Origin of the sequence: Nocardia niigatensis NBRC 100131 (assembly GCF_000308655.1) — a bacterium.
GTDB lineage: Bacteria > Actinomycetota > Actinomycetes > Mycobacteriales > Mycobacteriaceae > Nocardia > Nocardia niigatensis.
The window spans coordinates 323,395-349,470 of record NZ_BAGC01000071.1 but is presented as its reverse complement, the minus strand read 5'-3'; the positions used below and the strand labels follow the sequence as shown (position 1 = coordinate 349,470).

General features: G+C 67.8%; 24 protein-coding genes and 2 tRNA genes. 11 read left to right on the top strand and 15 right to left on the bottom strand.

Annotation, left to right across the window (positions count from 1 at the left end; all coding sequences use genetic code 11):
* Window positions 1-118 precede the first annotated feature (118 nt).
* Genes ON33_RS30855 through pknB form a run of 6 tightly spaced genes read left to right on the top strand, consistent with a single transcriptional unit; the run spans window position 119 to window position 8,551 of the window.
* Window positions 119-586 (top strand): FHA domain-containing protein FhaB/FipA, encoded by a 468-nt coding sequence (locus ON33_RS30855; RefSeq protein ID WP_040862589.1) that lies wholly within the window; start codon window positions 119-121, stop codon window positions 584-586.
* Window positions 583-2,094, top strand: coding sequence for a protein phosphatase 2C domain-containing protein (locus ON33_RS30850; protein WP_040862588.1), 1,512 nt, complete (start codon window positions 583-585; stop codon window positions 2,092-2,094). The genes ON33_RS30855 and ON33_RS30850 overlap by 4 nt, the downstream gene beginning before the upstream one ends.
* Entirely contained in the window at window positions 2,094-3,560 is a 1,467-nt protein-coding gene (locus ON33_RS30845) for an FtsW/RodA/SpoVE family cell cycle protein (protein ID WP_040862587.1), read from the top strand. The genes ON33_RS30850 and ON33_RS30845 overlap by 1 nt, the downstream gene beginning before the upstream one ends.
* Window positions 3,557-5,032, top strand: coding sequence for a peptidoglycan D,D-transpeptidase FtsI family protein (locus ON33_RS30840; RefSeq protein ID WP_040862586.1), 1,476 nt, complete (start codon window positions 3,557-3,559; stop codon window positions 5,030-5,032). Before ON33_RS30845 ends, ON33_RS30840 begins: the two co-directional genes overlap by 4 nt.
* A 34-nt stretch (window positions 5,033-5,066) precedes the next feature.
* Window positions 5,067-6,659 (top strand): protein kinase domain-containing protein, encoded by a 1,593-nt coding sequence (locus tag ON33_RS30835; RefSeq protein WP_083869405.1) that lies wholly within the window; start codon window positions 5,067-5,069, stop codon window positions 6,657-6,659.
* Entirely contained in the window at window positions 6,656-8,551 is a 1,896-nt protein-coding gene (pknB, locus tag ON33_RS30830) for a Stk1 family PASTA domain-containing Ser/Thr kinase (RefSeq protein ID WP_040862585.1), read from the top strand. Before ON33_RS30835 ends, pknB begins: the two co-directional genes overlap by 4 nt.
* An 83-nt stretch (window positions 8,552-8,634) precedes the next feature.
* Here pknB and ON33_RS30825 read toward each other — a convergent pair whose 3' ends face one another.
* The 3 genes from ON33_RS30825 to ON33_RS30815 are packed head-to-tail and all read right to left on the bottom strand — an operon-like array spanning window position 8,635 to window position 10,407.
* Window positions 8,635-9,096, bottom strand: a complete 462-nt coding sequence (locus tag ON33_RS30825; protein WP_063711094.1) for a cytidine/deoxycytidylate deaminase family protein — start codon at window positions 9,094-9,096, stop codon at window positions 8,635-8,637.
* Window positions 9,086-9,769: a RibD family protein gene (locus tag ON33_RS30820; RefSeq protein ID WP_040862584.1), complete on the bottom strand. Its 684-nt coding sequence runs from the start codon at window positions 9,767-9,769 to the stop codon at window positions 9,086-9,088. Before ON33_RS30820 ends, ON33_RS30825 begins: the two co-directional genes overlap by 11 nt.
* A complete protein-coding gene (locus ON33_RS30815; RefSeq protein WP_040862583.1) occupies window positions 9,766-10,407 on the bottom strand; it encodes an aminodeoxychorismate/anthranilate synthase component II in 642 nt (213 codons plus the stop codon). The genes ON33_RS30820 and ON33_RS30815 overlap by 4 nt, the downstream gene beginning before the upstream one ends.
* Before the next feature lie 204 nt (window positions 10,408-10,611).
* On the opposite strand from ON33_RS30815, the gene crgA reads away from it, so the two are divergent.
* Window positions 10,612-10,878, top strand: coding sequence for a cell division protein CrgA (gene crgA / locus ON33_RS30810; protein WP_040862582.1), 267 nt, complete (start codon window positions 10,612-10,614; stop codon window positions 10,876-10,878).
* Window positions 10,879-10,964: 86 nt separating this feature from the next.
* Window positions 10,965-11,408, top strand: coding sequence for a PH domain-containing protein (locus ON33_RS30805; protein WP_040862581.1), 444 nt, complete (start codon window positions 10,965-10,967; stop codon window positions 11,406-11,408).
* 4 nt (window positions 11,409-11,412) lie between these two features.
* Here ON33_RS30805 and ON33_RS30800 read toward each other — a convergent pair whose 3' ends face one another.
* Both ON33_RS30800 and ON33_RS30795 read right to left on the bottom strand, forming a co-directional pair.
* On the bottom strand, window positions 11,413-12,279 hold the full coding sequence (locus ON33_RS30800; RefSeq protein WP_040862580.1) for a rhomboid family intramembrane serine protease: 867 nt from the start codon (window positions 12,277-12,279) through the stop codon (window positions 11,413-11,415).
* A gap of 27 nt (window positions 12,280-12,306) precedes the next feature.
* Window positions 12,307-12,834 carry a peptidylprolyl isomerase gene (locus ON33_RS30795; RefSeq protein WP_040862579.1) on the bottom strand — a complete coding sequence of 176 codons (528 nt, stop codon included), beginning with the start codon at window positions 12,832-12,834 and terminating at the stop codon, window positions 12,307-12,309.
* Between the two features lie 218 nt (window positions 12,835-13,052).
* On the opposite strand from ON33_RS30795, the gene ON33_RS30790 reads away from it, so the two are divergent.
* The 3 genes from ON33_RS30790 to ON33_RS30780 are packed head-to-tail and all read left to right on the top strand — an operon-like array spanning window position 13,053 to window position 15,413.
* Window positions 13,053-13,322, top strand: coding sequence for a hypothetical protein (locus ON33_RS30790; RefSeq protein ID WP_040862578.1), 270 nt, complete (start codon window positions 13,053-13,055; stop codon window positions 13,320-13,322).
* 15 nt (window positions 13,323-13,337) lie between these two features.
* Entirely contained in the window at window positions 13,338-15,176 is a 1,839-nt protein-coding gene (gene glmS / locus ON33_RS30785) for a glutamine--fructose-6-phosphate transaminase (isomerizing) (RefSeq protein ID WP_040862577.1), read from the top strand.
* A gap of 54 nt (window positions 15,177-15,230) precedes the next feature.
* Window positions 15,231-15,413 carry a hypothetical protein gene (locus ON33_RS30780; protein ID WP_040862576.1) on the top strand — a complete coding sequence of 61 codons (183 nt, stop codon included), beginning with the start codon at window positions 15,231-15,233 and terminating at the stop codon, window positions 15,411-15,413.
* A gap of 24 nt (window positions 15,414-15,437) precedes the next feature.
* On the opposite strand, the gene ON33_RS30775 is transcribed toward ON33_RS30780, so the two are convergent.
* The 10 genes from ON33_RS30775 to ON33_RS30735 form a co-directional block, all read right to left on the bottom strand.
* Window positions 15,438-16,280 (bottom strand): ABC transporter permease, encoded by an 843-nt coding sequence (locus ON33_RS30775; protein WP_051153109.1) that lies wholly within the window; start codon window positions 16,278-16,280, stop codon window positions 15,438-15,440.
* Window positions 16,277-17,269, bottom strand: a complete 993-nt coding sequence (locus ON33_RS30770) for a daunorubicin resistance protein DrrA family ABC transporter ATP-binding protein (protein WP_040862575.1) — start codon at window positions 17,267-17,269, stop codon at window positions 16,277-16,279. Before ON33_RS30770 ends, ON33_RS30775 begins: the two co-directional genes overlap by 4 nt.
* Window positions 17,270-17,707: 438 nt before the next feature.
* Window positions 17,708-18,733, bottom strand: a complete 1,026-nt coding sequence (locus ON33_RS30765; protein WP_040862574.1) for an adenylate/guanylate cyclase domain-containing protein — start codon at window positions 18,731-18,733, stop codon at window positions 17,708-17,710.
* Window positions 18,734-18,866: 133 nt separating this feature from the next.
* Entirely contained in the window at window positions 18,867-18,974 is a 108-nt protein-coding gene (locus ON33_RS42895; protein WP_218001530.1) for a DLW-39 family protein, read from the bottom strand.
* Between the two features lie 79 nt (window positions 18,975-19,053).
* Window positions 19,054-19,126, bottom strand: a tRNA-Ala gene (locus ON33_RS30760).
* A 30-nt stretch (window positions 19,127-19,156) separates the two neighbouring features.
* Window positions 19,157-19,230 (bottom strand) — tRNA-Ile (locus ON33_RS30755).
* Window positions 19,231-19,368: 138 nt separating this feature from the next.
* Window positions 19,369-20,328, bottom strand: a complete 960-nt coding sequence (locus ON33_RS30750) for a DUF3566 domain-containing protein (RefSeq protein ID WP_040862573.1) — start codon at window positions 20,326-20,328, stop codon at window positions 19,369-19,371.
* A 45-nt stretch (window positions 20,329-20,373) separates the two neighbouring features.
* Entirely contained in the window at window positions 20,374-22,887 is a 2,514-nt protein-coding gene (gene gyrA / locus ON33_RS30745) for a DNA gyrase subunit A (RefSeq protein ID WP_040862572.1), read from the bottom strand.
* A 78-nt stretch (window positions 22,888-22,965) separates the two neighbouring features.
* Entirely contained in the window at window positions 22,966-24,999 is a 2,034-nt protein-coding gene (gyrB, locus tag ON33_RS30740; RefSeq protein WP_040862571.1) for a DNA topoisomerase (ATP-hydrolyzing) subunit B, read from the bottom strand.
* A 403-nt stretch (window positions 25,000-25,402) separates the two neighbouring features.
* Window positions 25,403-25,990 (bottom strand): DUF721 family protein, encoded by a 588-nt coding sequence (locus ON33_RS30735; RefSeq protein WP_040862671.1) that lies wholly within the window; start codon window positions 25,988-25,990, stop codon window positions 25,403-25,405.
* Window positions 25,991-26,076: the final 86 nt, after the last annotated feature.

Genomic DNA, 26,076 nt, shown 5'->3' with positions numbered 1-26,076 from the left:
AATGCTCGCGGCGGACTCTGGCCGCGCTGACCAGCAACACACCGGTTGGGGGTCACGGAGCCATTCCCTCCGTAACTGCCCCGTACCTACGACACGGTCGAACAGGAGGTGGAGCACCGTGCAGGGATTGATCCTGCAATTGACCCGTGCGGGGTTCCTGCTGCTGTTGTGGCTGTTCGTGTGGGCGGTGCTCCGGACCCTGCGCAGCGATATCTACGCGGCTTCCGGCCTTCGGGTCGCGCCTCGGGCCGCAGGCGGTTCCGCGGTGCTCCCATCTTTCCGCCGGGGCCAGAAGGGCGCCAAATATCTCGTGGTGACTCAGGGTTCTCTCGCCGGCACTCGAATCTCGCTCGGCACACAGCCGGTGCTGATCGGGCGGGCCGACGACTCCACACTGGTTCTCACCGACGACTACGCCTCCACCCGCCACGCGCGACTGTCTCCGCGCGGCGAGGACTGGTACGTCGAGGATCTCGGTTCCACCAATGGGACCTACCTCGACCGGTCGAAGGTCACCACTCCGGTCCGAGTTCCGCTCGGCACCCCTGTCCGTGTCGGTAAGACAGTGATCGAGCTGCGATCGTGACACTTGTTCTCCGCTACGCAGCGCGTAGCGACCGTGGTCTCGTCCGAGCCAACAACGAGGATTCCGTCTACGCAGGTGCGCGACTGCTCGCGCTCGCGGACGGCATGGGCGGCCACGCCGCCGGTGAGGTCGCCTCACAGCTCATGATCGCCGCCCTGGCGCATCTGGACGACGACGAGCCCGGCGACGATCTGCTCGGCAAGCTGAATCGTGCTGTGCACGAAGGCAATGCGGCCATCGCCGACCAGGTCGAGGAGGAGCCGGAACTCGACGGCATGGGCACCACGCTCACCGCCATCCTGTTCGCCGGCCGCAAACTCGGCCTCGCGCACATCGGCGACTCCCGCGCCTACATGCTCCGAGGCGGTGAGCTGGCCCAGATCACCCGTGACGACACCTTCGTGCAGTCGCTGGTGGACGAGGGGCGGATCACGCCGGAGCAGGCCCACACACATCCGCAGCGCTCGCTCATCATGCGGGCGCTCACCGGCAACGAGATCGACCCCACCCTGGTGGTGCGGGAGGCGCGTGCCGGGGACCGCTACCTGCTCTGCTCCGACGGCCTGTCGGACGTGGTGAGCGACGAGACCATCGCCAACACCCTGCGCGAGGGCACCACCGACGAGGCGGCGGACCGGCTCATCGAATTGGCGCTGCGCAGTGGCGGTCCCGACAACGTGACCGTGGTGGTCGCCGACGTCATCGATCTCGACTACGGCCAGTCGCACCCCATCGTGGCGGGCGCGGCCTCCGGCGAGGACGAGGACACTCCCCCGCCGAACACCGCCGCCGGCCGGGCCGCCGCCATGCGCCCGCCGCGCGCCACGCCGCGCCGCGCGGTGGCGCAGCCCGAACCCGAACCGCCCAAGAAGAGCCACAAGCTGCGCTGGCTGGCGCTGTCGCTGGCCCTGCTGGTGGCGGTGGGCGCGGGACTCACCGTGGGCTACAACATGATTCGCAGCAACTACTACGTCGGCGTGGACGGCGAGAAGGTGGTCGTGCTGCGCGGCCTGCCCGGTTCGGTGCTGGGCTACTCCATCCGCGATGTGGATCAGGTCGGATGCGTCACCCGCACCGGAGAACTGACACTGGCCGCGCCCGGCGACAAGTTCCCCACCGGCTGCGCCCAGCTGACCCGCAACGATCTGCGGCCCAGCGGCCGTGATTCGGTCGACAAGGGCCTGCCGCCCGGTTCCCGCGACGACGCCGTCAAGCAGATCCGGAATCTGGTGCAGGGCGAGTTGCTGCCCCCGTGCGAGAAGCAGCAGCCGGCGCCGGCCACCCCGGCGACGACCCCCGCGCCCACGCCGCCGGCCGACCCCAACCAGCCGGGCGCCCCCGTCACCACCACCCCGGCCGCTCCGGCCGCGCCCGGCAGCCTCACCGGCGGTGAGCGCACCGGCGAGAACCACCCGCTGGAACCCCGCAAGACGGACCAGCCGACCGCTCCTGTCACCACCACCACGGCACCGCAGACACCGGGGCAGAACTGCAGGACGGCGGACTGATGTCCGCACCGGCACCGCCGTCCACTGGGGCCTTTCCCAGTCCACCGGGCGGATTCGCTCCTGCGCCGCCGCCCGCTACCCGGCGCAATGTCGAGTTGCTGCTCCTGGGACTGGCGGCCGTGATCACGACGGTGTCGCTGGTGCTGGTGGAGGCGAGTCAGGAGCAGGCGATCACCTGGGAGATCGCCAAACTCGGTGCCGCGTACATGGCGCTGTTCGGTGTCGCGCATCTGGCGGTGCGGCGGTTCGCGGCCTTCGCGGATCCGCTGCTACTACCGATCGCGGCGCTACTGAACGGGTTGGGCCTGGTGGTGATCCACCGCATCGACCTGGCACAGGCGCAGGACGCCGCGTTCGCCTCCCTGCCCATCCCCTCCCCCGACGCCAACCAGCAGGTGCTGTGGACGGGGCTGGGGATGGTGGTTTTCATGGGGTTGTTGATCGCGCTGCGCGACTACCGCAGCCTGGCCCGCTATGCCTACACCCTCGGCCTGATCGGGGTCATCGCGCTCGCGCTGCCCGCGGTGCTGCCGGACCGGTACTCGCAGGTGAACGGCGCGAAGATCTGGATCCGCCTGCCCGGCTTCAGTGTTCAGCCCGGTGAGTTCGCCAAGATCGCGCTGATCGCGTTCTTCGCCGGCGTGCTGGTGTCCAAGCGCGACCTGTTCACCGGCGCGGGCAAGCACCTGTTCGGCATGGAGTTGCCGCGCATGCGTGACATGGGCCCGATCCTGCTGGTGTGGGTGCTGTCGGTGGGCGTGCTCGTGGTGGAGAAGGACCTGGGCACCTCGCTGCTCATCTTCGCCACCGTGCTGTGCATGCTCTACATCGCGACCGAGCGGGTGGGCTGGGTAGCGGTCGGCGTGGCGCTGCTCGCCATCGGAGTCCTGTTCGCCTACAACGCCTTCGGGCACGTGCGGGTGCGGTTCGCGACCTGGCTGCATCCCTTCGCCGACTACTCCAACACCGGCTACCAGATCTCACAGTCGCTGTTCGGCCTCGCCACCGGCGGCCTGGCCGGCACCGGGCTGGGTAGCGGGCGGCCCTCGCAGGTGCCGTTCGCCAAGACCGACTTCATCATCTCCGCCATCGGGGAGGAGCTCGGCCTGATCGGGCTGGCCGCCATCCTGATGCTGTTCTGCGTGTTCACCATTCGCGGGATCCGCACCGCGCTGGCCATTCGCGACAGCTTCGGCAAGCTGCTGGCCGCGGGCCTGTCCTTCACGATCGCGATCCAGGTGTTCGTGGTGGTCGGCGGTGTCACCAAGCTGATTCCGCTGACCGGTCTCACCACGCCGTACATGTCCTACGGCGGTTCGTCCCTGCTGGCCAACTATGTGCTGCTGGGCCTGCTGATCAAGGTGTCCGACGCCGCCCGCCGGCCGGCCCCCGCCCGCAAGCGGGCGGAGCCGATCGCCGACGCGTCGACTCAAATGGTGCGCAAGGTCGAGGGGGGTGCCGCGTGAACACGCCTCTGCGCCGGGTGGCGCTGGCGGTCATGGTGATGATCGTGGCGCTGCTGGCCAATGCCACCTACGTGCAGGTGTTCAAGGCCGACAGCCTGCGCAACGATCCGCGCAATGTGCGCGTCCTGCTGGACGAGTACGCGCGACAGCGCGGCCAGATCTCCGCGGCGGGCACGGTGCTCGCCTCCTCGGTCGCCACCGACGACCGCTACAAGTACCTGCGCACCTACCCGACCGATCCGCTGGCCTACGCGCCCGCCACCGGCTACTACTCGATGCAGTACGGCAGCAACGGGCTCGAGCACGCCGAGGACTCGGTGCTCAACGGCTCGGACAACGCCCTGTTCGGGCGCCGGCTCATCGACATGATCTCGGGCCGGGATCCGCGTGGCGGCAATGTGGTGACCACGCTCAACCCGGCCATGCAGAAGGTGGCCTACGACCAGCTCACCGCCAAGAACCTGACCGGCTCGGTGGTGGCCATCGAGCCCAGCACCGGCCGCATCCTGACCATGGTGTCCACGCCGTCCTACGACCCGAACCTGCTGGCCGGGCACGACGGCGCCGCCACCCAGAAGACCTGGGAGCAGCTGCAGCAGGATCCGCGCCAGCCGATGCTGAATCGCGCTGTCTCGCAGACCTATCCGCCGGGCTCCACCTTCAAGGTGATCGTCACCGCGGCCGCGCTGTCCAACGGCATCGCCAAGCCCGAGGATCAGTTCACCGCGGCGCCGCGCATCACACTGCCCGACACCTCCACCACGCTGGAGAACTACAACGGCAGCCACTGCGGTCCCGGCGACGCCCAAACCGCTTCTCTCACCGAAGCTTTCAAGTACTCGTGTAACACCGCCTTCGCCGAGCTCGGTATGAAGGTCGGAGCCGCGAAACTCAAAGACGAGGCCAGCGCATTCGGGATCGGAAGCCAGCATCCCAATATTCCGATCCCGTGGGCGGACAGCACCGTCGGCACGATTCCCGACAATGCGGCCATGGCCCAGTCCAGCATCGGCCAGCGCGATGTCGCGCTCACCCCGCTGGACAACGCGGTCATCGCGGCCACCATCGCCAATGGCGGCGTGCGGATGAAGCCGTACCTGGTGGACCAGCTGCAGGCGCCCGACCTGAGCACGCTGGAGACCACCAAGCCGACCTCGGTCGGTCAGGCGGTGACACCGCAGGTGGCCACCCAGGTCACCAATCTAATGCTGGAGTCGGAGAAGAACACGCAGGGAGGGACGCAGCCGCGCTCGTATCAGATCGCGTCGAAGACCGGAACGGCCGAGCACGGCAACGATCCGCGCAATACTCCGCCGCACGCCTGGTACATCGCCTTCGCGCCGGCGCAGAACCCGAAGATCGCGATCGCGGTGATCGTCGAGAACGGCGGCGACCGGGCGCTGGCAGCGACCGGCGGCTCCGTGGCCGCCCCGATCGCGCGCGCGGTGCTGGATGCCGGGCTGGGGGGCTGAACGACATGAAAGTGCAAGGTAGACAGGGTCTCGAATGCTGAACAACGGTGCGATGATCGCGGACCGGTACCGGCTGCAGCGGCTGATCGCGACCGGCGGAATGGGGCAGGTCTGGGAAGCGCTGGACACCCGGCTGGATCGCCGGGTCGCCGTGAAGGTGCTGAAGGCGGAATTCTCCGCCGATCCGACCTTCCGGCAGCGCTTCCGTACCGAGGCGCGGACCACCGCGCAGCTGAACCACCCGGGCATCGCGAGCATCTACGACTACGGCGAGACCCAGGACGGGTCCGGTGGCGAGATCGCCTACCTGGTCATGGAATACGTGCAGGGTGAACCGCTCAACGCGGTGCTGTCGCGGCTGAACCGGCTGTCGGTGGCGCAGGGCCTGGACATGCTCGAGCAGACCGGCCGGGCGCTCCAGGTCGCGCACCTGGCGGGCGTGGTGCACCGGGACGTGAAGCCCGGCAATATCCTCGTGACCCCGACCGGTCAGGTGAAGATCACCGACTTCGGTATCGCCAAGGCGGTGGACGCGTCCCCGGTCACCAAGACCGGCATGGTGATGGGCACCGCCCAGTACATCGCCCCGGAGCAGGCCACCGGCGAGGACGCCACCGCCGCCTCCGACGTGTACTCGCTGGGCGTGGTCGGCTACGAGGCGCTCTCGGGCGCGCGGCCGTTCACCGGCGACGGCGCGCTGACCGTCGCCATGAAGCACGTGCGGGAGGCCCCGCCGCCGCTGCCCGCCGATCTGCCGCCGAATGTGCGGGAACTCATCGAGATCACCATGGCCAAGGAACCGGGCCAGCGGTACGCCAATGGCGGCGAGTTCGCCGACGCGGTGGCCGCGGTGCGCTCGGGCCGCCGGCCCACCCCGCCCGGCGGCATGCCGGCCGTGCCGATGACCGGCGCCACCCGGGTGGCGCCGCCCGGACCGACCATGATGATTCCGGGGGCCCGGGCCGACCAGGCCACCACCCGCTACGCGCCGCCGCCCCAGCAGCCCATGCGCGGTGTCGCCGAGCCGCCCGTCGGCGCGACCACCGTGATGCCCGGACCGCGCACCCCGGTCGGCCCGATGACCATCACCGGCGTCGAGGACCCCGGAACCGGGCGATTCACCGCCGGCCAGAAGGCCATCGCCGGACTCGGTGTGGGCGCGCTCATCCTGGGCGCGGCCGCCGCGATCGTGCTGATGAGCAGCTCATCGCACGATTCCACGCCGCCCGCCCGCACCAGCGCGGTGGTGGCGCCCCCGGTGATCACGCCGAGCACCACCACGGCCCCGCCGACCACCACCCGGGAGAGACCGGTGCCACCGCCCGCGGTGACCACCTACGATCCGCCCCCGACCACCACCCCCGAGCCCACGACGACACCGCCGCCGACCACCACGACTCCGCCCAAGCCCACGACGACCGCGCCCACCACCACGCCGGCGAAGCCGACCACCACCACCGGTCGCTGGCCGTGGCCGAACAACGACATACCATCATGGCCAGTGACTCCCGGTGCGAACCCCGGCGGAGGGAACTCCGGCGGCGGGGTGAGTCCGGGCAGTGACCGCAGCCGGGTGTACCCGCAGGACCCCTATTCATCCACAGTCCCGCAGCAAGGATTGCCATGACGACCCCGAAGAACCTCTCCTCTCGCTACGAGCTGGGCGAGATCATCGGGTTCGGTGGCATGTCCGAGGTCCACAAGGCCCGGGATCTCCGGCTGGGCCGGGACGTCGCCATCAAGGTGCTGCGCGCCGACCTGGCCCGCGACCCCACGTTCTATCTGCGCTTCAAGCGGGAGGCGCAGAACGCGGCCGCTCTCAACCATCCGGCCATCGTGGCGGTGTACGACACCGGCGAGGCAGAGGTGGACGGCGGCCCGCTGCCCTACATCGTCATGGAGTACGTGGACGGCGACACCCTGCGCGACCTGGTGCGCGGCAAGGGTCCGCTACCGCCGCGGCGCGCCATGGAGGTCATCGCGGATGTGTGTGCGGCGCTGGACTTCTCGCACCGCAACGGCATCGTGCACCGGGACATGAAGCCCGCCAACATCATGATCAACCGCGCCGGCGCGGTGAAGGTGATGGACTTCGGCATCGCCCGGGCCCTCGCCGACAGCTCCAATCCCATGACCCAGACGGCCGCCGTCATCGGCACCGCCCAGTACCTCTCGCCCGAGCAGGCCCGCGGCGAGCAGGTGGACGCGCGGTCCGACGTGTACTCGGTGGGCTGTGTGCTCTACGAGATCCTCACCGGCGAACCGCCTTTCACCGGTGACTCCCCGGTCGCGGTGGCCTATCAGCATGTTCGCGAGGACCCGCGGCTGCCCTCGACGGTGCATCCGGGCGTCCCCCGCGAGCTCGACTCGGTCGTGCTCAAGGCCATGAGCAAGAATCCGGCCAACCGGTACCAGACCGCCGCCGAGATGCGCGCCGACCTGATCCGGGTGCTGGGCGGGCAGAAGCCCACCGCACCCATGATCCTGACCGACGAGGACCGCAGCTTCGACGACGAACTGCCGCCGCCGCGCAGCTACCGCACCGTCGAACGCCGCGACGACACCACTGAGCAGGAGATCGTCGAGGCGAGCCCGCGCCGGCGCACCGCGCTCATCGCCGTGCTGGCGGTGGCCGCGATCGCGGCCGTGGCCGGACTGGTGTGGATGCTGGTCAGCGGCTCGCATCCGGATCAGGTCGCGGTGCCTGATGTCGCCAACCAGAACTACCAACTGGCGCAACGGGATCTGGAGAAGGCCGGCTTCACGGTCGCCATCCAGCAGAAGAACGATCCCAAGGTGGCCCAGGGCAATGTGATCGCCACCCAGCCGCTGGGCGGGTCGCGGGTCGCCAAGGGCAGCACCGTCACCCTGCAGGTGTCGGCCGGCCCACAGCAGGTGCCGGTGCCGAAACTGGCCGGGCTCACCCAGCAGCAGGCCGAGCAGAACCTGAATTCCCAGGGGCTGCGACTGAACCCGGATGTGAAGCGCGAAGCGTCCAGCATCGAGGACAAGGACAAGGTCGTCGGGCAGAACCCCGACGGCGGGCAGAAGATCGACTCCGACGGACAGGTCACCATCACCCTGGGTTCCGGCCCGGACAAGGTGCGGGTGCCCGACGTGGTCGGTCAGTCCATCGACGTGGCGCAGTCGACGCTGTCGGACACCGCCGGTTTCAAGGTGACCGTGCAGGAGGTGCCGAACAACCAGCCCAAGGGCACGGTCATCGCCACCAATCCGGCCGCGGGCACCCAGGCCGACAAGGGTTCCAGCATCACCGTGCAGGTCTCCAGCGGCGATCAGCTCACCATGCCCGACCTGCGCGGTATGACTCCGGCCCAGGCCGTGGATGTGCTGCGGCAGAAGGGCTGGAACGGGCAGGTCAGCCAGAACACGATGAGCACCCTGAACGCGGGTGAGGTCGGGCGCATCCTGGCCCAGCAGCCGAGCGCGGGCTCGCCGCTCGGTAAGAGCCAGACCGTGAACATCACGACCGGCGTGCTTTCGCTCGGCCCGCCGTGATGCCGATTCGACTGTGAAAAAGGGGGTTCGCGGACTGTCCGCGAACCCCCTTTGTTTCATGTGAAACCTGCGGCGAGCGAAACCTACAGCCGCAGATGGCGGTTCATCGACATGGCCTCCTCGGCCAGATCGGGCAGTTCGATCACCTCGACGCCGTGCTCACGAAGTTTCTCCACACCGACACAGTTGTCCACGAAGGTGCCGGGCTCCCGCCAGGCGATGACCACGCGCCGGATCCCGGCCCGCAGAATGCGGTCCGTGCACGGCAGCCGATCCTGGCTCGCGCGCTGCGAGCAGGGTTCCAGCGTGCTGTAGAGCGTGGCCGACGGCAGTCGCGGGTCGTCCGGCTCCAGCTTGTTCAGCGCCGACTCCTCGGCGTGCACCTTGTCGTCGGTCTCCCGCGACCACCCGTGCTCGAGCTCCACCCCGTCCGCGCCCACGATCACCGCGCCCACCGCGAAGGCGGTGTCGCTGTGCGGGCACAACCGCGCCAGGCCGATGGCGTGCCGCATCCACCCGCGGTCCAGCCGTGCCTCATCCGACATCGGAATCCTCCTTCGGCAGATAGCGCAGCAGCGCGATATCGCCGATCCGGCCCACATCGGCGAGCTGCATGCGGTGATTCGGGCCGCCCGGGAAGGCGGCGGGCCCGAGGAAACGCGGGGCGGCCGCCTCCCCGACCACGACCGGCGCCACGGCCATCCAGATCTCGTCGGCCAGGCCGGCGGACAGGAAGCCGGTGTGGATGGAACCGCCGCCCTCGACCATGAGCCGTTTTAGGCCGCGCTTGCCCAGATCGTCCAGCAGGGCCTCGAATTCGATCGCCTCGCCCAGCGGTACGACCTCGGCGAGCCCGGCCAGACGGTCACCGATCCGGGTGGCGCCGGAATCGGTGGTGTAGACCAGCCTTTCGCCACCGCAGTGCCAGAAGCGCAGGTCCGGGTCGAGATCGCCACGGGCGGTGACGATCACGCGCACCGGATGCTCCGGCTTGCCCGCGGCGATCCGGTGCAGACGTCGATCCGCGCTGTTGACCAGCAGCCGGGGATTGTCGCGGCGCAGGGTTTCCGCGCCGATCAGGATGGCGTCGGAGTCCGCGCGCAGCGCGTCGACCCGATCGAAATCGGCCGCGTTGGACAGCAACAGCCGGTCCGGGCTGGTGTCGTCGATGTAGCCGTCGATGCTGACGGCCACCGACAGCATGACGTGCGGCCTCATGACGCGAGTGCCGCGACCTCCGCCTCCAGGGTCTGCACCAGCCCCTCCGCCGGCCGCTCGCCGCACACGCCCAGCCAGTTGGCGAGCATGCGGTGCCCGCCCTGGGTGAGCACGGATTCGGGGTGGAACTGCACACCGTGGATGGGCAGATCGCGATGCCGCAGGGCCATGACGATGCCGGATTCGGTGTGGCCCAGCACCTCCAGCTCCGGGGGCATGGTCTCCTCGAGGACGGTCAGCGAGTGGTAGCGGGTGGCGATGAACGGATCCGGCAGGCCCGCCAGCACGCCCGCGCCGATGTGGAAGACCTCGCTGGTCTTGCCGTGCAGCAGTTCGGGGGCGCGGGTCACGGTGGCGCCGAACGCTTCTCCGATGGCCTGGTGCCCGAGGCAGACGCCGAGCAGCGGGGTGGCGTGCTTCGCGGCGGCGTGCACGAGCGCGATGCTGGCGCCGGCGCGGTCCGGGGTGCCGGGCCCGGGGCTGATCAGCACCCCGTCGTACTCCTGCACAACCCTGTCCACATCCGCGAGCCGATCATCGTCATTGCGCCAGACCTCGGCCTCCACACCCAGCTGTCCGAGATACTGAACCAGGTTGAACACGAAGCTGTCGTAGTTGTCGACGACCAGTACACGCATGGTTCGAGAGTAATGGCCCCGAAACTCCAGCGGGCGGCTTGGGGAGCGTTTCCTGTCCCACACCCGTGCCGGCGGTCGCGTGCCGAAACAATTTTGGACGTACCCGTCGTTACCCTCGCCTCCCGAAACCGGTCGTCGCCTCGAGATGCCTCGAGTGAGCTGGGATAACCTTTACGCAGACAGACCGCCGAATACGAGGACGTCATGCCTAAGTCAAAGGTCCGGAAGAAGACCGACTACACGATCAACCCGGCCAGCCGCACCCCCGTGCGGGTGAAATCGGCAGGCCCGTCGCCGGTCTGGTACGTCGCCATCATGCTGGGCTTCATGCTGGCCGGGCTGGCCTGGCTGCTCGTCTACTACCTGGCGAACGAGCACATCGGCTGGATGAGCGACCTGGGCGCGTGGAACTTCCTGATCGGGTTCGGCCTCATGGTCGTCGGCCTGATCATGACCATGCGCTGGCGCTGAGTCCAGCACATGTGTGCCTTACACCATTGTTATTCATACACACCTGTGGATGAGCCTGTGGACAACTCGAGGAGGGAGTGGGGACAGTGACTGCCGCCGATCCCTCCTCCCGTCTCGCCTGGTCCACACCCCCGGCCGCGCTCGCGGCCTGCGGTGTCGGCGGCATCGCGCTGGCCGTGGCCGCATTCGTCACGACCGACGCACCCGGCCGCGTACTCATCGGGGTGGCCGCGGCAGGACTGCTGTTCCTCACCGGCATGGGCCTGCGGCAGCGTCCGCGCCTGGCGATCGAGCCCGGTGACCCTGTGCATATCGTGGTGCGCGGCCTGACCGGACCGCAGCGCTACACGCCCCAGCAGATTCTCCGCGTCCGCGTGGTGTACTACCGGCGACTCGGCCGGCGGATGCCCATGCTGGAGATGGATGTGGATCATCTGGGCGAGGAGAAGCTGCTGATCCTGGGCCGCTGGGATCTGGGCGCACACCCCGAGGATGTCCTCGAGGTGCTGCGTATTCACCTGGCGCGCTAGTTCGCTACAGGCTGGGCGCGGCCAGCGCTGTCACCGCCACCGCGATCAGCGCCACCACCGCCACCACCGCCCAGCCGATGTTCAGCGCGGTGCGGGTCTCCCGAATCCCCAGCCAGCGCGGCACATAGAGGATGCCGGTGGTGGCGACCGTGCCCGTCAGCAGTCCGCCCAGGTGCGCCCAGATGGAGATGCCGGGCACCGAGAACGTGATGATCAGGTTGATCACCAGCAGCACCGCGATCTGGGTGAGGTTCTGCCGGGTGCGCAGCATGATCACGGCCACCGCGCCGAAGATGCCGAAGATCGCGCCCGACGCGCCCGCCGAGGCGGTGAGCGGATCCGACAGCGCGGTCACCGCCGCCGAACCGCCGAGCAGCGAGGCCAGGTAGACGGCCACGAATCGCCCACGGCCCAGCGCCACCTCGCAGTAGGGGCCGAGCACGTAGAGCGCGAACATGTTGGCCAGCAGGTGAATCGGGCCGTAGTGCAGGAAGCCCGAACCCAGCACCCGGATCCAGCCATCGTCGCCGACGAGGGCGGGTACCAGCACCCAGTCGTAGAACAGGCGCGACCGCTGGTTGTCCATCAGGCTGTGCGCCTGCAGCGCGGTGATCGCGTAGACGATCACATTGATCGCGATCAGCGAGTAGGTGACATAGGTGATCGGTACCCGCGACACCTGTGTCCCGACGGCATTGCGAACGGGCCGGACGTCGTCGCGGCCCTGCCGCACACACTCCACGCAGTGCTGTCCGACCGCGGCCGGGGTGAGGCAATCGGGGCAGGCAGGACGCCCGCACCGGGTGCAGGCCAGACCGGTGGGCCGATCCGGATGGCGATAGCAGGTCGGTGCGGGCGGCTGGGGATGCATGTGAATTCTCTTCGGCTGCGGCCTGATTCAGGACAGGGTGATGCTGTTGATCACCACATCGTCCTTGGGCCGGTCGTCGCGGTCGGTGGCGATGGCGGCGATGGTATCGACCACCTTGCGGGAATCGGGGTCGAGGACCTCACCGAAGATGGTGTGCCGCCGGTTCAGGTGGGGTTGCGCGCCCACGGTGATGAAGAACTGGGAGCCGTTGGTGCCGGGCCCGGCATTCGCCATGGCGAGCAGGTAGCCGCGGTCGAAGCGCAGTTCGGGGTGGAATTCGTCCTTGAACTCGTAGCCCGGGCCGCCGCGGCCGGTGCCGGTGGGGTCGCCGCCCTGAATCATGAATCCGTCGATCACGCGATGGAAGATCGCGCCGTCGTAGAACGGCCCGGAGTCGGTGCCGGACGCGTTCTTCGTGGTGTACGGCGCGGAACCGTCGGCCAGGCCGAGGAAGTTGCGGACCGTCGCGGGAGCGTGGTTACCGAAGAGCGAGATCTTGATGTCGCCATGGTTGGTGTGCAGGGTCGCCACGGCGGTCTGATTCGGTGAGGTCACGCCGCCATGCTAGGCAATACCGCCGCTCCTAGCGTTCAGCGGGCGGCTGTGAGCCGTTGGCGTCGCGCATCCGTGCCACCGGGTGGGTGCCGAACCGATTCTGGACGTACCCCCCGAGTTACCCCAAAAGTCGCCAAATCAGTTGCTACGTTCCATTTTCTGCCCGAAATCGGGCAGAGAATTTGCGGAGTCGGGCCCGGCATGGCAAGTTCGGTCGGGTGAATGACGGGGATCCGGTCGATCTGGTGCGCCATGTCGCGGCCTCCACCGGCCTGCCGCCCGCCGTCGCGGCCCGCGTGGTCGCCGACGTCGTCGGATATTTCGACGAGACCGCCGAGCAGTTCGTGCGCCGCAGACATGCCGAACTGCAGGGCCGTCAGGTCCGCAATGCCGAGATCTGGCACCGCCTGGCGGCGGAGCTCGCGCAACGCCCGGTGGCCGCCCCCGAATTCACCGAACGCCAACTGCGTCGCATCGTCTACGGGTGAGGAGTCCGTCGCGCAATGTGTGGAATCGTCGGATACATCGGGCACCGTGAGGCCGTCCCGGTCCTGCTGGAGGGCCTGCACCGGCTCGAGTACCGCGGCTACGACTCCGCGGGACTGGCCGTGCCGCACCGCGGCCGGCTGCGGGTCACCAAGACCCAGGGCCGGGTCCAGGACCTGCGTGACCGGGCCGACGCCGAAGGTGCCCGGCTGCGCGGCAATGTGGGCATCGCGCACACCCGCTGGGCCACCCACGGCGAGCCCTCCGACGCCAACGCGCACCCGCACACCGACGGCTCCGGCCGCATCGCGGTCGTGCACAACGGCATTGTGGAGAACGCCGAGGAACTGCGCGCCGCGCTGACCGCAGACGGCGTGGAATTCGTCTCCGACACCGACACCGAGGCCATCGCCCACCTGGTGGCCGCCGCCCTGGACGGCGCCGAGACGCTCGAGGACGCGGTCCGCACCGCGCTGCACCGGGTCGAGGGCACCTACGGCCTGCTGGTGCTCGACGCCCGCCGACCCGACGAACTGGTGGTGGCCCGCAACGGCTCCCCCATCGTGCTCGGCGTCGGCGACGGCGAGATGTTCGTGGCCTCCGACGTGGCCGCCCTGGTGCACCACACCCAGCGCGTGGTGTTCCTCGACGACGGCGAGCTGGCCACCGTGCGCGCGGACGAATTCCGCACCAGCACACTCGGTCTCGAAGCGCGCCGCACCGACAAGATCCCCACCACCATCGATATGGCGGCCGAGGACTACGCGCTGGGCGGTTATCCCGACTTCATGCGCAAAGAAATGGCCGAACAGCCCGACGCCGTGCGCCGGGCGCTCCGCGGCCGCCTGGACGAACGCTTCGCCACCGCCCACCTGGGTGGCCTCAACATGGACGCGCGCGAGCTGCGCGGCATCAGCAAGGTGGTCTTCCTGGGCTGCGGCTCGGCCTATTACGCGGGCCAGCTGGGCGCGCAGCTGGTCGAGGAGCTGGCCCGGATCCCGGCCACCGCCGAGCCCGCCTCGGAGTTCCGCTACCGGAATCCGGTGGTGGACCCGGACGCGCTCTATGTGGCGATCAGCCAGTCCGGCGAGACCCTGGACACATTGGCGGCCGTGCAGGAGTTACAACGCAAGGGCGGCCGGGTCATCGGCGCGGTCAACGTGGTCGGCAGCGCCATCGCCCGGGAGTGCGGCGCCGGCGTGTTCCTGCACGCGGGCCCGGAGGTGTCGGTGGCCTCCACCAAGGCGCTCACCAATATGACGGTGTCGTTCGCCATGCTGGCGCTGCTGCTGGGCCGGGTGCGGGATCTGTCCGCGGCCCGCGGAGAGCGCATCGTCAGCGGACTGCGCGCACTGCCCGACGCGATCGACGCGGTGCTGGACGCCGACGAGGAGATCGCCGAGATCGCCTCCCGCTTCGCCAAGGCGCGCAGCATGTTCTTCATCGGCCGGGTGCGCGCCTGGCCGGTGGCGCGAGAGGGCGCGCAGAAGCTCAAGGAGATCTCCTACATCCACGCCGAGGCGTATCAGGGCTCCGAGCTCAAGCACGGCCCGCTGGCGCTGATCGATCCGGAGATGCCGAGCATCGTGCTGGTCCCCGGTGACGAGCTGCTGGCCAAGAACATCACCACCATCGAGCAGATCAAGGCGCGCGGTGGCCCGGTCATCGCGGTCACCAATACCGATCTGCCGAATGGCTTGGCGGACGCGGTGATTCGGGTTCCGGCGGTGTGCCCGGAACTGGATCCGATCATCCTGACCATCCCGCTGCAGCTGCTGGCCTATCAGACGGCCATGGCGCTGGGCCGGGACGTGGACAAGCCGCGCAATCTGGCCAAGAGCGTTACCGTCGAGTAACCCGTTCGCTCCCCCGTTCGTGCACGAATTCCGTTGCTGTGCCAGCATGGTCGGATGGAGCTGGGGAGCGTTCGAAACAAGGTCATCGTGGCCGCCCTCGTCGCGATCGCGGGCGGTGTCATCGCTTTCTTCGTGGGCAAGCGCCCACAACCGCAGGCGCCGGCCGCGGAGCCGCCACGCCTGGGTTATTCGCGCAACGGTTCCGCGCCCACGCCGGATCTGACGCCGACCCGCTGACGCGGCAGCGGTCGCGGCGGCCGGTCAGCGACTGACCGACCGCTTGTACTGCTTCAGCGCCAGCGGCACGAAGACAGCCAGGATCACCACGATCCACATCAGGGTCGTGGCGACCGGATGCCGCATGGGCCAGACATCCGGGCTCGGGCCCATCGGGCTGGTGTTGCCGAACAGATCGCGGGTCGCCTGCGTCACCGCCGACACCGGATTCCATTCCGCCACAACACGAAGCACCGTGGGCAGGTTCTGCGACGGCACGAAGGTGTTGGCGATGAAGGTGATCGGGAAGATCACCATGAAGCTCGCGTTGTTGTAGACCTCCGGCGCCCGGACCAGCAGGCCCACCACGGCCATGATCCACGACACCGCGTACGCGAACAGCAGCAACAACACGTAGGCCAGCACCGCGTCCAGGAACGAGCCGCGGATGCGCCACCCTACCGCCAGGCCGGTCAGCGACATGACCACCAGGCTCACCACATTGATGACGACATCGGAGAGCGTGCGCCCGATGAGCACCGCCGACGGGGCCATGGGGAGCGAGCGGAAGCGGTCGATGATGCCCTTCTGCATGTCCTCGGCCAGGCTCAGTCCGGTGAAGGTGGAGCCGAACACCACGGTCTGCGCGAAGATGCCCGCGATCAGGAACTCACGGTACGAGGTACCCGGCAGCCGGATCGACGAACCGAAGACGTAGGCGAACAGCAGCACGAACATGATGGGCGACAGTGTCGAGAAGATCAGCACGTCCGGGACACGGCGGATCTTGATGACATTGCGCTTGGTGATGGTGATGCTGTCGGAGACCACCATGGCCAGTCGCTGTGGGAGCGAAGGCTTTTCGGCGACGGCGAGCGCGGAGGTCATCGGGCGCCCCCGACCGTCTCGTCGGCCGCGCGGTCGCCGTTGATCAGCTCCTCGGTCTGGTGCCCGGTCAGCGACAGGAAGACATCGTCGAGCGAGGGCCGGCGCAGACCCACGTCCTGGATCTTCACGTCGTGCTTGCTCAGCTGCCCGATCGCGTCGACCAGCGCCTGCGAACCGTCCTCGACCGGCACGATGATGCGCCGCAGCCCCGGCTCCAGCCGAATCTCGCCGTGCGCCAGGCCTTCCAGCGCCCGCTGCGCGACCGCCAGATTGTCCGCATGGTCGACGATCAGTTCGATGCGGTCGCCGCCCACCATGGCCTTGAGTTCGTCGGAGGTGCCCTCGGCGATGACCCGGCCGTGGTCGATGACGGCGATGGAGTCGGCCAGCCGGTCGGCCTCCTCCAGGTACTGGGTGGTCAGCAGCAGCGTGGTGCCGCCCGCCACCAATTCCTCGATGACATCCCAGAGATCCAGGCGCGCACGGGGATCCAGCCCCGTGGTGGGTTCGTCCAGGAACAGCACGGGCGGATTCGCCACCAGCGCGCCGGCCAGGTCGAGCCGCCGCCGCATGCCGCCGGAATAGCCCTTCACGGGCCGGTCGGCGGCGTCGGCGAGGCGGAAGCGGTCCAGCAGCTCGCGGGCGCGCTCCTTACTGCGCTGCACGCCCATGTGGTACAGCCGCCCGACCATCTCCAGATTCTCGAAGCCGGTGAGGTATTCGTCGACGGCCGCGTACTGGCCGGAGGTGCCGATGCGGGAACGCAGCAGCTGGGGATCCTTCAGGACGTCCACCCCGGCGACGGTGGCGCGGCCCGCGTCCGGGATCAGCAGGGTGGTGAGCACGCGCACAGCGGTGGTCTTGCCCGCGCCGTTGGGGCCGAGCAGTGCGGTCACGGTGCCTTCGGGAACGGACAGGTCCAGGCCGTCGAGGGCGACCAGCTGGCCGTACCTCTTGACCAGACCCTCGGCGACTATCGCGTCGGGCATGATTCTCCTGGTGTCTCGGGGTTGATCCGCCGCATCGGCTCTGCAGTGCCATTACACCAAAGGGACCGCATCCCGTTGGGGTCCGGCGGTGCTCGGGGTTGCCGGTACGGGATGCGGCCGATTCGATGATCCGCCCGCACACCGGCCGCGATCGCGAGTAGTGCACTACTCGAATCGATTTCGGCGAAGGGCGCATTTCGGCCACACGGGTATGGTCTCACCCGGGTACGACACTTTTTCCCCAAAAAAAATCTTGGAACGCGGCCCCCCGATAGCCACACAAAGCGAATTCGTCGCGTAGGATCGTTCCCGTCGGCCCCTCCCCCCCGGGCCGACCGTACGCGGGCCTCGGCTAACTCCCCCCCTTCGCCGAGGCCCGCCCCCATTCCCGGACCAGGTTCGCCCCATGGCGGATTCACCGTCCGGCAGCGGGATTCCTCAGACCAGCGGCCGAATCACATTGCGGCGCAGCACATGCCCGTACAACCGGTTGATGCCCTTCACCCGCACCGTGGCCAGCTGCCGCAGCATGAATTCCGGGTCCGACTCGATCGCCTCGGCCGCGCCGTCGTCGACCAGCACCGTGCCCGGCCGGGCCACACCGGTGAGCCGCGCGGCGGTGTTCACCACCGAGCCGTACAGGTCGCCGAAACGTTGCAGGACCTGTCCGTAGGCCAGACCCACCCGCAGTTCCTGGGTGACGCCGTGCGAGGCGATGGCGGCCTCCTGCACGGCCAGCGCGATGCGCGCGCCCGCCGCGGCGGTATTGGCCGCGAACATGACCTCGTCGCCGACGTTCTTGATCACCCAGCCGCCATTGGCCACGATCGCGTTGCTGGTGGCCGTCTCGAAGGCCTCCAGCAGCGCCGACAGCTCATCGGCCTCCAGGTGGCGGGTGAGACGGGTGTAACCGACCATGTCGGCGAATCCGACGGCCAGCACGCGCAGCGTGTCCCCGGCCGCCGCTCCCCCGTTCATCGACTGCGCCAGCGCGGCGTCCAGATGCCGGCGGAAGGCGTAGCGCTGCAATGTCTCGAACTCGGTGACCACCTCGTCGGTGGCGATGCGGGCGGCCTCCGTCGGGTCGATGTCCGGCTGCTCGCGGGTGATGGTGGCGATGCGATCCAGGATCTCCTCGGTCACCAGATCCACCTGCCACTCCGCCAGCCGGGCCATGGAGCGGCCCAGCGTCCGCGCCGCGGTGGTCTGCCGGTGCACGTCCGCGGAGGCCAGCACGTGCAGCTTGGCGAAGGTCCGGGCGGCCTCGATATCGGAGTCGCTGTACTCCACGGCCTCGTCGTCCGGGTCGGCCGGGAAACCCAGCGCCACCCACAGTCGGCGGGTCACATGGTTGGGCAGTCCGGTCAGGTCGGCCACTTGGCCGCGGTTGTATCTGCGTGGTCCGTTCAGCAGGTAAGGCTCCACCACGGACTGCACCAGGTCGGAGATCTCAGTGGACGCCATACTTCGACCTTACGGCGTCGATCGGGCGCCAAACCTCCGGTTGTTCCGTGTCACAGTCCCGATCTTCCCGCCGGTGGCGAAGGGGCGCCGACCGGTCACCGGGGTGACGTGATCGGCGCCCCGTCAGGGACTTTCAGCGAGTGGTGACCTCATGCCACAGATCGGCGTCATTTCGCTGACGCAGCTTGCTGATTCCGAAGACCACGGCGGCGACCAGAACGATTGTGAGAACGAATTTCATGAATCCCACAGTACTGGAATCGCGGAAAGGCCCCGAAATGACAGAAGCCGCAGACCGAAATGGTCTGCGGCTTGTGCTGTGGAGCCTAGGGGAATCGAACCCCTAACCCCTGCCTTGCAAAGGCAGTGCTCTGCCAATTGAGCTAAGGCCCCTGGGAAGGCAGTTCGATCTTTACCTGTAAGTGGGCCTAGGAGGACTTGAACCTCCGACCTCTTCGTTATCAGCGAAGCGCTCTAACCGCCTGAGCTATAGGCCCTTAGTGGGTGTTCGAAGTGTGTCACTCGAACGAGGCAGAAGATTACCGTACCCGAGCGCTGATAACCAAAACGGCCGGTCAGCGGCCTGCGGGGAGCAGGTCGGACCGGCCGTCACGGCGGATCGAAACAGCGGTTTCCTAGTCGGGATCGGCCAGGGTGACCTGGATGCCGCCGACCAGATCGGTGCACTGGTTGTAGACGAAGACGCCGACCGTGGACAGCGCCGTCATCAGCACCACATTGATCAGCCCGATCACGCCGGCGTAGCCGAAGACCGTGCCCGCGTCGATGAGCGCCGAGCTGGAGCTGTCCGAGACCATATCGGTGAAGGTGGAGTTCAGGCGCTCCCACACGCCCATGCCCTCGAGCACCAGGTAGAGCAGGCCGACCGCCAGCATCCACACGAAGAACATGGCCACGCTGATCACCAGCGAGACCTTCAGCGTGGACCACGGATCGATGTGGCGCAGCTGCACGGTGGCGCGCAGCGGCTCACCGGTGGCCGCGGCCTGCGCCACCGCCGCGGGGGCGGACGGCGAGACCGGACCGGCCGGCGCGATCGGGTCCGGCGGCGGCAGCGGGTGCCGCAGCTCGGACAGATCCGGCAGGTCCTTGACCAGTTCCGGGCGGGAAATGCTGCGGGTCGGTCCGTCGATCCCGACGGACTTCACCATGGCCGCCTCCTTGCGCGCCGCCTTGGCCGCCAGGTCGGCGGTGGTGCGGGCATTGGAGACGCCGGCGTTGAGGCCGCCACCGGACAGGCCGCCGCCCTTGAGGCTGGCGGTGCTGCCCGGGGTCGGGGCCTGGCCCGGGCGGTACAGGTTGGACTGCGGCTCCCGCTGGGGCAGCTGCGACCAACCTTCCTGGAAGGGCGAACCGCCCTGGGCGTCCGCGGCGGCCGGTGCCGCGGCCTCTGCCGAATTGTTACCTTCCGGCCCGAAATTGTCGGACTGGTCCGACAATTCGGGTGCTTGCGGCGCACCGCCGTCGTTCCCGCCGGTCCGCGGAATAGGCCGCGGCGGAATCGGGGACGGGGCGATTCTCTCGGTCACGCCATTGGCGTGACCGCGCTGGTCATTCGGCTGATTCGTGGTCAATGGTGAATCCTTCGATCCGTTTGTGCCGCCGCTGCTGTGGAGAAACTACTGCTTCGCCGAACCGCTGGTGTCATCTTCGGCAACCTGGTCGGGCTCATCCGCGTTCCGAGCGATCGCGAGCAAAATATCGCCCTCGCCCAGGTTCATCAACCGCACACCCTTGGTTTGGCGACCGGCCTTGCGAACCTGGTTCGCCGCGGTGCGAATGACACCGCCACCGGAGGTGATCGCGTACAGCTCATCATCATCATTGACGATGAGCGCTCCGACCAGATTGCCACGCTTCTCGTCGTACTGGATCGTCAGCACACCCTTGCCGCCGCGACCCTGCGCGGTGTACTCGTCGATGGCCGTGCGCTTGGAGTACCCACCCGCCGTCGCGACAAGCAGATAGATGCCCTCGGCGTCGCGAACCACGTTGAGCGACAACAGTTCATCGTCGGCGTTGAAGCGCATGCCCTGCACGCCGGAGGTGGCGCGGCCCATCGGGCGCAGCACCTCGTCATTGGCGTTGAAGCGGATGGACTGACCGTGCGCCGACACCAGCAGCAGATCATCGTCCGCGGAACACAGTGCCGCACCGACCAATTCGTCCTCGTCGCGCAGATTCACCGCGACGATGCCGCCGGTCCGGTTCGAGTCGAAGTCCGTCAGCTTGGACTTCTTCACCAGACCCTTGCGGGTGGCCAGCACCAGGTACGGCGCGTCCTCGTACGACTTGAGCTGAATGACCTGGGCGATCTTCTCGTCCGGCTGGAACGCCAGCAGATTCGCCACGTGCTGGCCGCGCGCGGTGCGGTTGGCCTCCGGCAGCTCGTACGCCTTGGCCCGGTAGACCCGACCCTTGTTGGTGAAGAACAGCAGCCAGTCGTGGGTCGAGGTGACGAAGAAGTGCTTGACGATGTCGTCCTGCTTGAGACCCGCGCCCTGCACGCCCTTGCCGCCGCGCTTCTGCGAACGGTAGAGGTCGGTCTTGGTGCGCTTGGCGTAGCCGGTCTCGGTGATCGTCACGACCACGTCCTCGCGGGCGATCAGATCCTCGTCCTGCACGTCGCCGTCGGCCGCGATGATCTTGGTGCGGCGGTCGTCGCCGTACTTGTCGACGATCTCCGCCAATTCGTCACGGACGATCGCGCGCTGCCGCTCCGGCTTCGCCAGAATGTCGTTCAAATCGGCGATCTCGGCCTCGATCTTGGCCAACTCGTCCAGGATCTTCTGACGTTCCAGTGCCGACAGGCGGCGCAGCTGCATGTCGAGGATGGCGGTCGCCTGGATCTCGTCGATCTCCAGCAACTGCATCAGGCCGGTGCGCGCGGTCTCGGTATCGGCCGACCGGCGGATCAACGCGATCACCGCGTCCAGCTGATCCAGCGCCTTCACCAGACCGCGCAGGATGTGAGCCCGCTCCTCGGCCTTGCGCAGCAGGTACCGGGTACGCCGGATGATCACGTCCAACTGGTGATTCACATACAGCCGGATCATCTGATCCAGACGCAGCGTGCGCGGCACCCCGTCGACGATCGACAGCATGTTGCAGCCGAACGACGTCTGCAGCTGAGTGTGCTTGTAGAGGTTGTTCAGCACCACCTTGGCGATGGCGTCACGCTTCACCGTCACCACGATGCGCAGACCCGCACGGTCCGACGACTCGTCGTGGATGTCGGAGACACCCGCGATCTTGCCGTCCTTCACCTGCTCGGCGATCGCGTTGATGAAGTTGTCGGTATTGACCTGGTACGGCAGCTCGGTGATGACGATCGTGGTGCGACCCCGGTTGTCCTCCTCGATCTCCACCACACCGCGCATGCGGACCGAACCGCGACCGGTGGTGTACGCATCATGGATGCCCTGGGTCCCGACGATCAGGCCCGAGGTCGGGAAGTCCGGACCCTTCACCCGCTCCATGCACGCCGCGAGCGTGGCCTCCTCGTCGGCCTCATGGTTGTCCAGCGCCCAGTAGATGGCCTCGGCCAGCTCGGTCAGGTTGTGCGGCGGGATGTTCGTGGCCATACCGACGGCAATACCGTTGGAGCCGTTCATCAGCAGCGCCGGCACCCGGCTCGGCAGCACGACCGGTTCCAGGGTCTTGCCGTCGTAGTTCGGGATGAAATCGACCGTCTCATGGTCGATCTCGCGCAGCATCTCCATCGCCAGCGGCGTCAGGCGGCACTCCGTGTAACGCATGGCGGCCGCACCGTCATTACCGCGCGAACCGAAGTTGCCCTGGCCGTCGACCAGCGGGTACCGCATCGCCCACGGCTGCGCCATGCGCACCAGGGTGTCGTAGATCGCCGAGTCACCGTGCGGGTGATAGTTACCCATGGTGTCGGCGACCGGGCGCGCGGACTTCACATAGCCGCGATCGGGCCGATACCCGTTGTCGTACATCGCGTACAGGATGCGGCGGTGCACCGGCTTCATGCCGTCGCGCACCTCGGGCAGCGCACGGCCCACGATCACGCTCATGGCGTAGTCGATGTAGGAGTTCTGCATCTCCTGCTGGATGTCGACCGGCTCGATGCGGTCGCCACCCGAGGGCGGAAGCGAAGTCTCAGTCATGGATAGGTCTCCGTCAGAAGTAGTGGGTGGTCCTCGCGGCGCGCACGCGGAGGCCCGGAAGGCCGCCGCCGGCGCGAATTACACGTCGAGGAACCGGACGTCCTTGGCGTTCCGAGTGATGAAGCTGCGGCGAGCCTCCACGTCCTCACCCATGAGGATGGAGAACAGCTCGTCGGCCGCGGCCGCGTCGTCCAGCGTGACCAGACGCAGCACGCGCACGCTCGGATCCATGGTGGTCTCCCACAGCTCCTTCGGGTTCATCTCACCGAGACCCTTGTAGCGCTGGATGCCGTCGTCCTTGTTGATCTTCTTGCCGGCCGCCAGGCCGCGCTCCAGCAGCCCGTCGCGCTCGCGGTCGGAGTAGGCGAACTCCGGCTCGCTGCGCTGCCACTTCAGCTTGTACAGCGGCGGCATGGCCAGATACACGTGACCGTGCTCGACCAGCGGGCGCATGAAGCGGAACAGCAGGGTGAGCAGCAGCGTCGAGATGTGCTGGCCGTCGACATCGGCGTCGGCCATCAGCACGATCTTGTGATAGCGCAGCTTGTTGATGTCGAACTCGTCGTGGATACCGGTGCCGAACGCCGTGATGATCGACTGGACCTCGGTGTTCTTCAGCACGCGGTCGATGCGCGCCTTCTCCACATTGATGATCTTGCCGCGCAGCGGCAGGATCGCCTGATACATGGAGTCACGGCCGGACTTGGCCGAACCACCGGCGGAGTCGCCCTCCACGATGTAGATCTCGGACTTGCTCGGATCCTTGGAACGGCAGTCGGCCAGCTTGCCCGGCAGGCCACCGATATCGGTGGCGGACTTGCGCCGCACCAGCTCTCGCGCCTTCCGCGCGGCCACCCGGGCCTGCGCCGACGACACCGCCTTCTGCACGATCGTCTTCGCGTCGGCCGGGTTCGCCTCGAACCAGTGCGAGATGTGCTCGTTGCAGGTGCGCTGGACGAAGGACTTCACCTCGGTGTTGCCGAGCTTGGTCTTGGTCTGGCCCTCGAACTGCGGGTCGGCGATCTTCACGCTCACGATGGCGGCGAGACCCTCACGGATGTCGTCACCGGTGAGGTTGCCCTCCTTCTCCTTGAGAAGCTTCTTGTCCTTCGCGTACTTGTTCACCACCGTGGTGAGCGCCGCGCGGAAGCCCTCCTCGTGGGTACCGCCCTCGTGGGTGTTGATGGTGTTGGCGAAGGTGTGGACAGACTCTGAGTAACCCGAGTTCCACTGCATCGCGACCTCGACCTCGTGGCCGGTGCCCTTGCCGGTGAAGCCGACGATCGAGTTGTGGATCGGCGTCTTGGTCCGGTTGATGTGGCGGACGTAGTCCTCCAGCCCACCGGGGTAGTGGTACGTGCGGGTCTTCACCTTCGGCTCGGCCGCGGGCGCGTTCTCGTCGAGATGCTTGGGCGCCTCGGCGGTCTCGCTCACCACCTCATCGGTGATGTCACCCTCGTGGATGCGCTGATCGGTCAGCGTGATGGTGAGACCCTTGTTCAGGAAGGCCATCTCCTGCAGGCGGCGCGCGACCGTCTCGAAGCTGAAGGTGGTGGTCTCGAAGATGTCCGGGTCCGGGAAGAACCGGATGGTGGTACCGGTCTTCTTGGTCGCCTCGCCCTGGATCAGCTTGCCCGGCTTGGCGTCCTTGTACTCCTGGGTCCAGTGGTGGCCGCCGTAGTCCACCTCGGCCTCGAGGCGGGTGGACAGCGCGTTCACCACCGAGATGCCGACACCGTGCAGACCGCCGGACACCGCATAGGACTCGCCGTCGAACTTGCCGCCGGCGTGCAGCTGGGTCATGACGACCTCGATGGTCGGCACCCCCTGCGCGTGCATATCGGTGGGGATACCACGACCGTCGTCGACGACCTCGACGCCGCCGTCGGCCAGCAGCGTGACATCGACACGCGTGGCATGCCCGGCCATCGCCTCATCGACCGAGTTGTCGACGACCTCCCAGATCAGATGGTGCAGGCCGCGCTCACCGGTGGAACCGATGTACATGCCGGGGCGCTTGCGAACCGCCTCGAGCCCCTCGAGCACCGTGATCGAGTTCGCGCTGTACGACTGATTGCCCTGCTTGGTCGAGCCTTCTGCGTTGGAGTCCATGGCAGCCACTGGTGGGTAGCTCTCCTTACTTGCTGATCCTCCCGGCACAGTGCGGCGGCGCGCGTGAAGCCCATCAGACGCTGTCTGCTCGAGTACGCCAGACGGTGTCTGCTCGAGAATTACGGGGGCTCACGCGCGAGCGCTACGGAACGCACCGGGAGGTATCGCCGCTAGTTACTCCCCCATCCTACTGGTACGACCGACAGAGAACCCACCTATGACACCCCTGAGTGGGCCGTAGGGTCATGAAATCGACCAGCGACATGACCCGTTATGGGTGCGGGGGGTTCCGGAAGCCTCAGCGGGCGATGCGAGCGCGGCCCCGGAGCCGTTTGCGCGAGGGTTCTCAGCGATCTTCGGACGTTCCACGTGAAACAAACGCACCCGAACGGGAATTCGCGATCTACCCGTAGGTGTCGCGCGGGCCCCTGCCCTTGATGTGCCGCTCGCCCTTGCGCCAACTCGGCGCGGTCGGACCGTTGATCCGGAGCTGTTTGACGACACCGTTGCCGACCGCCGCCGCGATCTTGGCGAGGATCTGGGACTGGAACATGCGCAACTGGGTCGCCCAGGCCGTGGACTCGGCCTGAATGCTCAGAATGCCGTTCTCCAGCGAGATGGGCTGGGCATGCGAGGCGATGTCCTCCCCCACCACGCTGGCCCAACGGCCGAAGACCGTGCCCTCCGCGACCTTGGCCGACCAGCCGCGCCCCTTGGCCAGCTGCATGGCCAGCGAGGCCAGGGTCTGCGGATCGCGTTCATCCGGATGCGCGCCCGACCAGCCGCTGCGCCGGCGCAACGCCCGGACACCGCCCTTGCGTGGCGAAGCCCGGCCCTGACCGACCGACTTACCGGCCGCGCGCGCCGCGGCACGGGCCTCCTCGAGCGCGCGCCGGGCCAGGTCGACGCCCCGCAACTCCGATTCCGGGCCCGCCGCACCGGAATTCGCCTCGGACGGGGTGCGGTCGTCCGCTTCGGTCGGCTCGGTCATCCACAACTCCTTCCACACCTGGGAATCCCGATGATCACCGTCGGTTCGTCACGTGATTCTGCCGTATCGCACCGACGGACTCACCG

Coding starts and splice junctions, on each gene's coding strand:
- ON33_RS30845 (WP_040862587.1), top strand. CDS start 2,094: ATGTCCGCACCGGCACCGCCGTCCACTGGGGCCTTTCCCAGTCCACCG.
- ON33_RS30835 (WP_083869405.1), top strand. CDS start 5,067: ATGCTGAACAACGGTGCGATGATCGCGGACCGGTACCGGCTGCAGCGG.
- pknB (WP_040862585.1), top strand. CDS start 6,656: ATGACGACCCCGAAGAACCTCTCCTCTCGCTACGAGCTGGGCGAGATC.
- ON33_RS30825 (WP_063711094.1), bottom strand. CDS start 9,096: ATGTCGGATGAGGCACGGCTGGACCGCGGGTGGATGCGGCACGCCATC.
- ON33_RS30820 (WP_040862584.1), bottom strand. CDS start 9,769: ATGAGGCCGCACGTCATGCTGTCGGTGGCCGTCAGCATCGACGGCTAC.
- ON33_RS30815 (WP_040862583.1), bottom strand. CDS start 10,407: ATGCGTGTACTGGTCGTCGACAACTACGACAGCTTCGTGTTCAACCTG.
- crgA (WP_040862582.1), top strand. CDS start 10,612: ATGCCTAAGTCAAAGGTCCGGAAGAAGACCGACTACACGATCAACCCG.
- ON33_RS30800 (WP_040862580.1), bottom strand. CDS start 12,279: ATGCATCCCCAGCCGCCCGCACCGACCTGCTATCGCCATCCGGATCGG.
- glmS (WP_040862577.1), top strand. CDS start 13,338: ATGTGTGGAATCGTCGGATACATCGGGCACCGTGAGGCCGTCCCGGTC.
- ON33_RS30780 (WP_040862576.1), top strand. CDS start 15,231: ATGGAGCTGGGGAGCGTTCGAAACAAGGTCATCGTGGCCGCCCTCGTC.
- ON33_RS30775 (WP_051153109.1), bottom strand. CDS start 16,280: ATGACCTCCGCGCTCGCCGTCGCCGAAAAGCCTTCGCTCCCACAGCGA.
- ON33_RS30770 (WP_040862575.1), bottom strand. CDS start 17,269: ATGCCCGACGCGATAGTCGCCGAGGGTCTGGTCAAGAGGTACGGCCAG.
- ON33_RS30765 (WP_040862574.1), bottom strand. CDS start 18,733: ATGGCGTCCACTGAGATCTCCGACCTGGTGCAGTCCGTGGTGGAGCCT.
- ON33_RS42895 (WP_218001530.1), bottom strand. CDS start 18,974: ATGAAATTCGTTCTCACAATCGTTCTGGTCGCCGCCGTGGTCTTCGGA.
- gyrA (WP_040862572.1), bottom strand. CDS start 22,887: ATGACTGAGACTTCGCTTCCGCCCTCGGGTGGCGACCGCATCGAGCCG.
- gyrB (WP_040862571.1), bottom strand. CDS start 24,999: ATGGACTCCAACGCAGAAGGCTCGACCAAGCAGGGCAATCAGTCGTAC.
- ON33_RS30735 (WP_040862671.1), bottom strand. CDS start 25,990: ATGACCGAGCCGACCGAAGCGGACGACCGCACCCCGTCCGAGGCGAAT.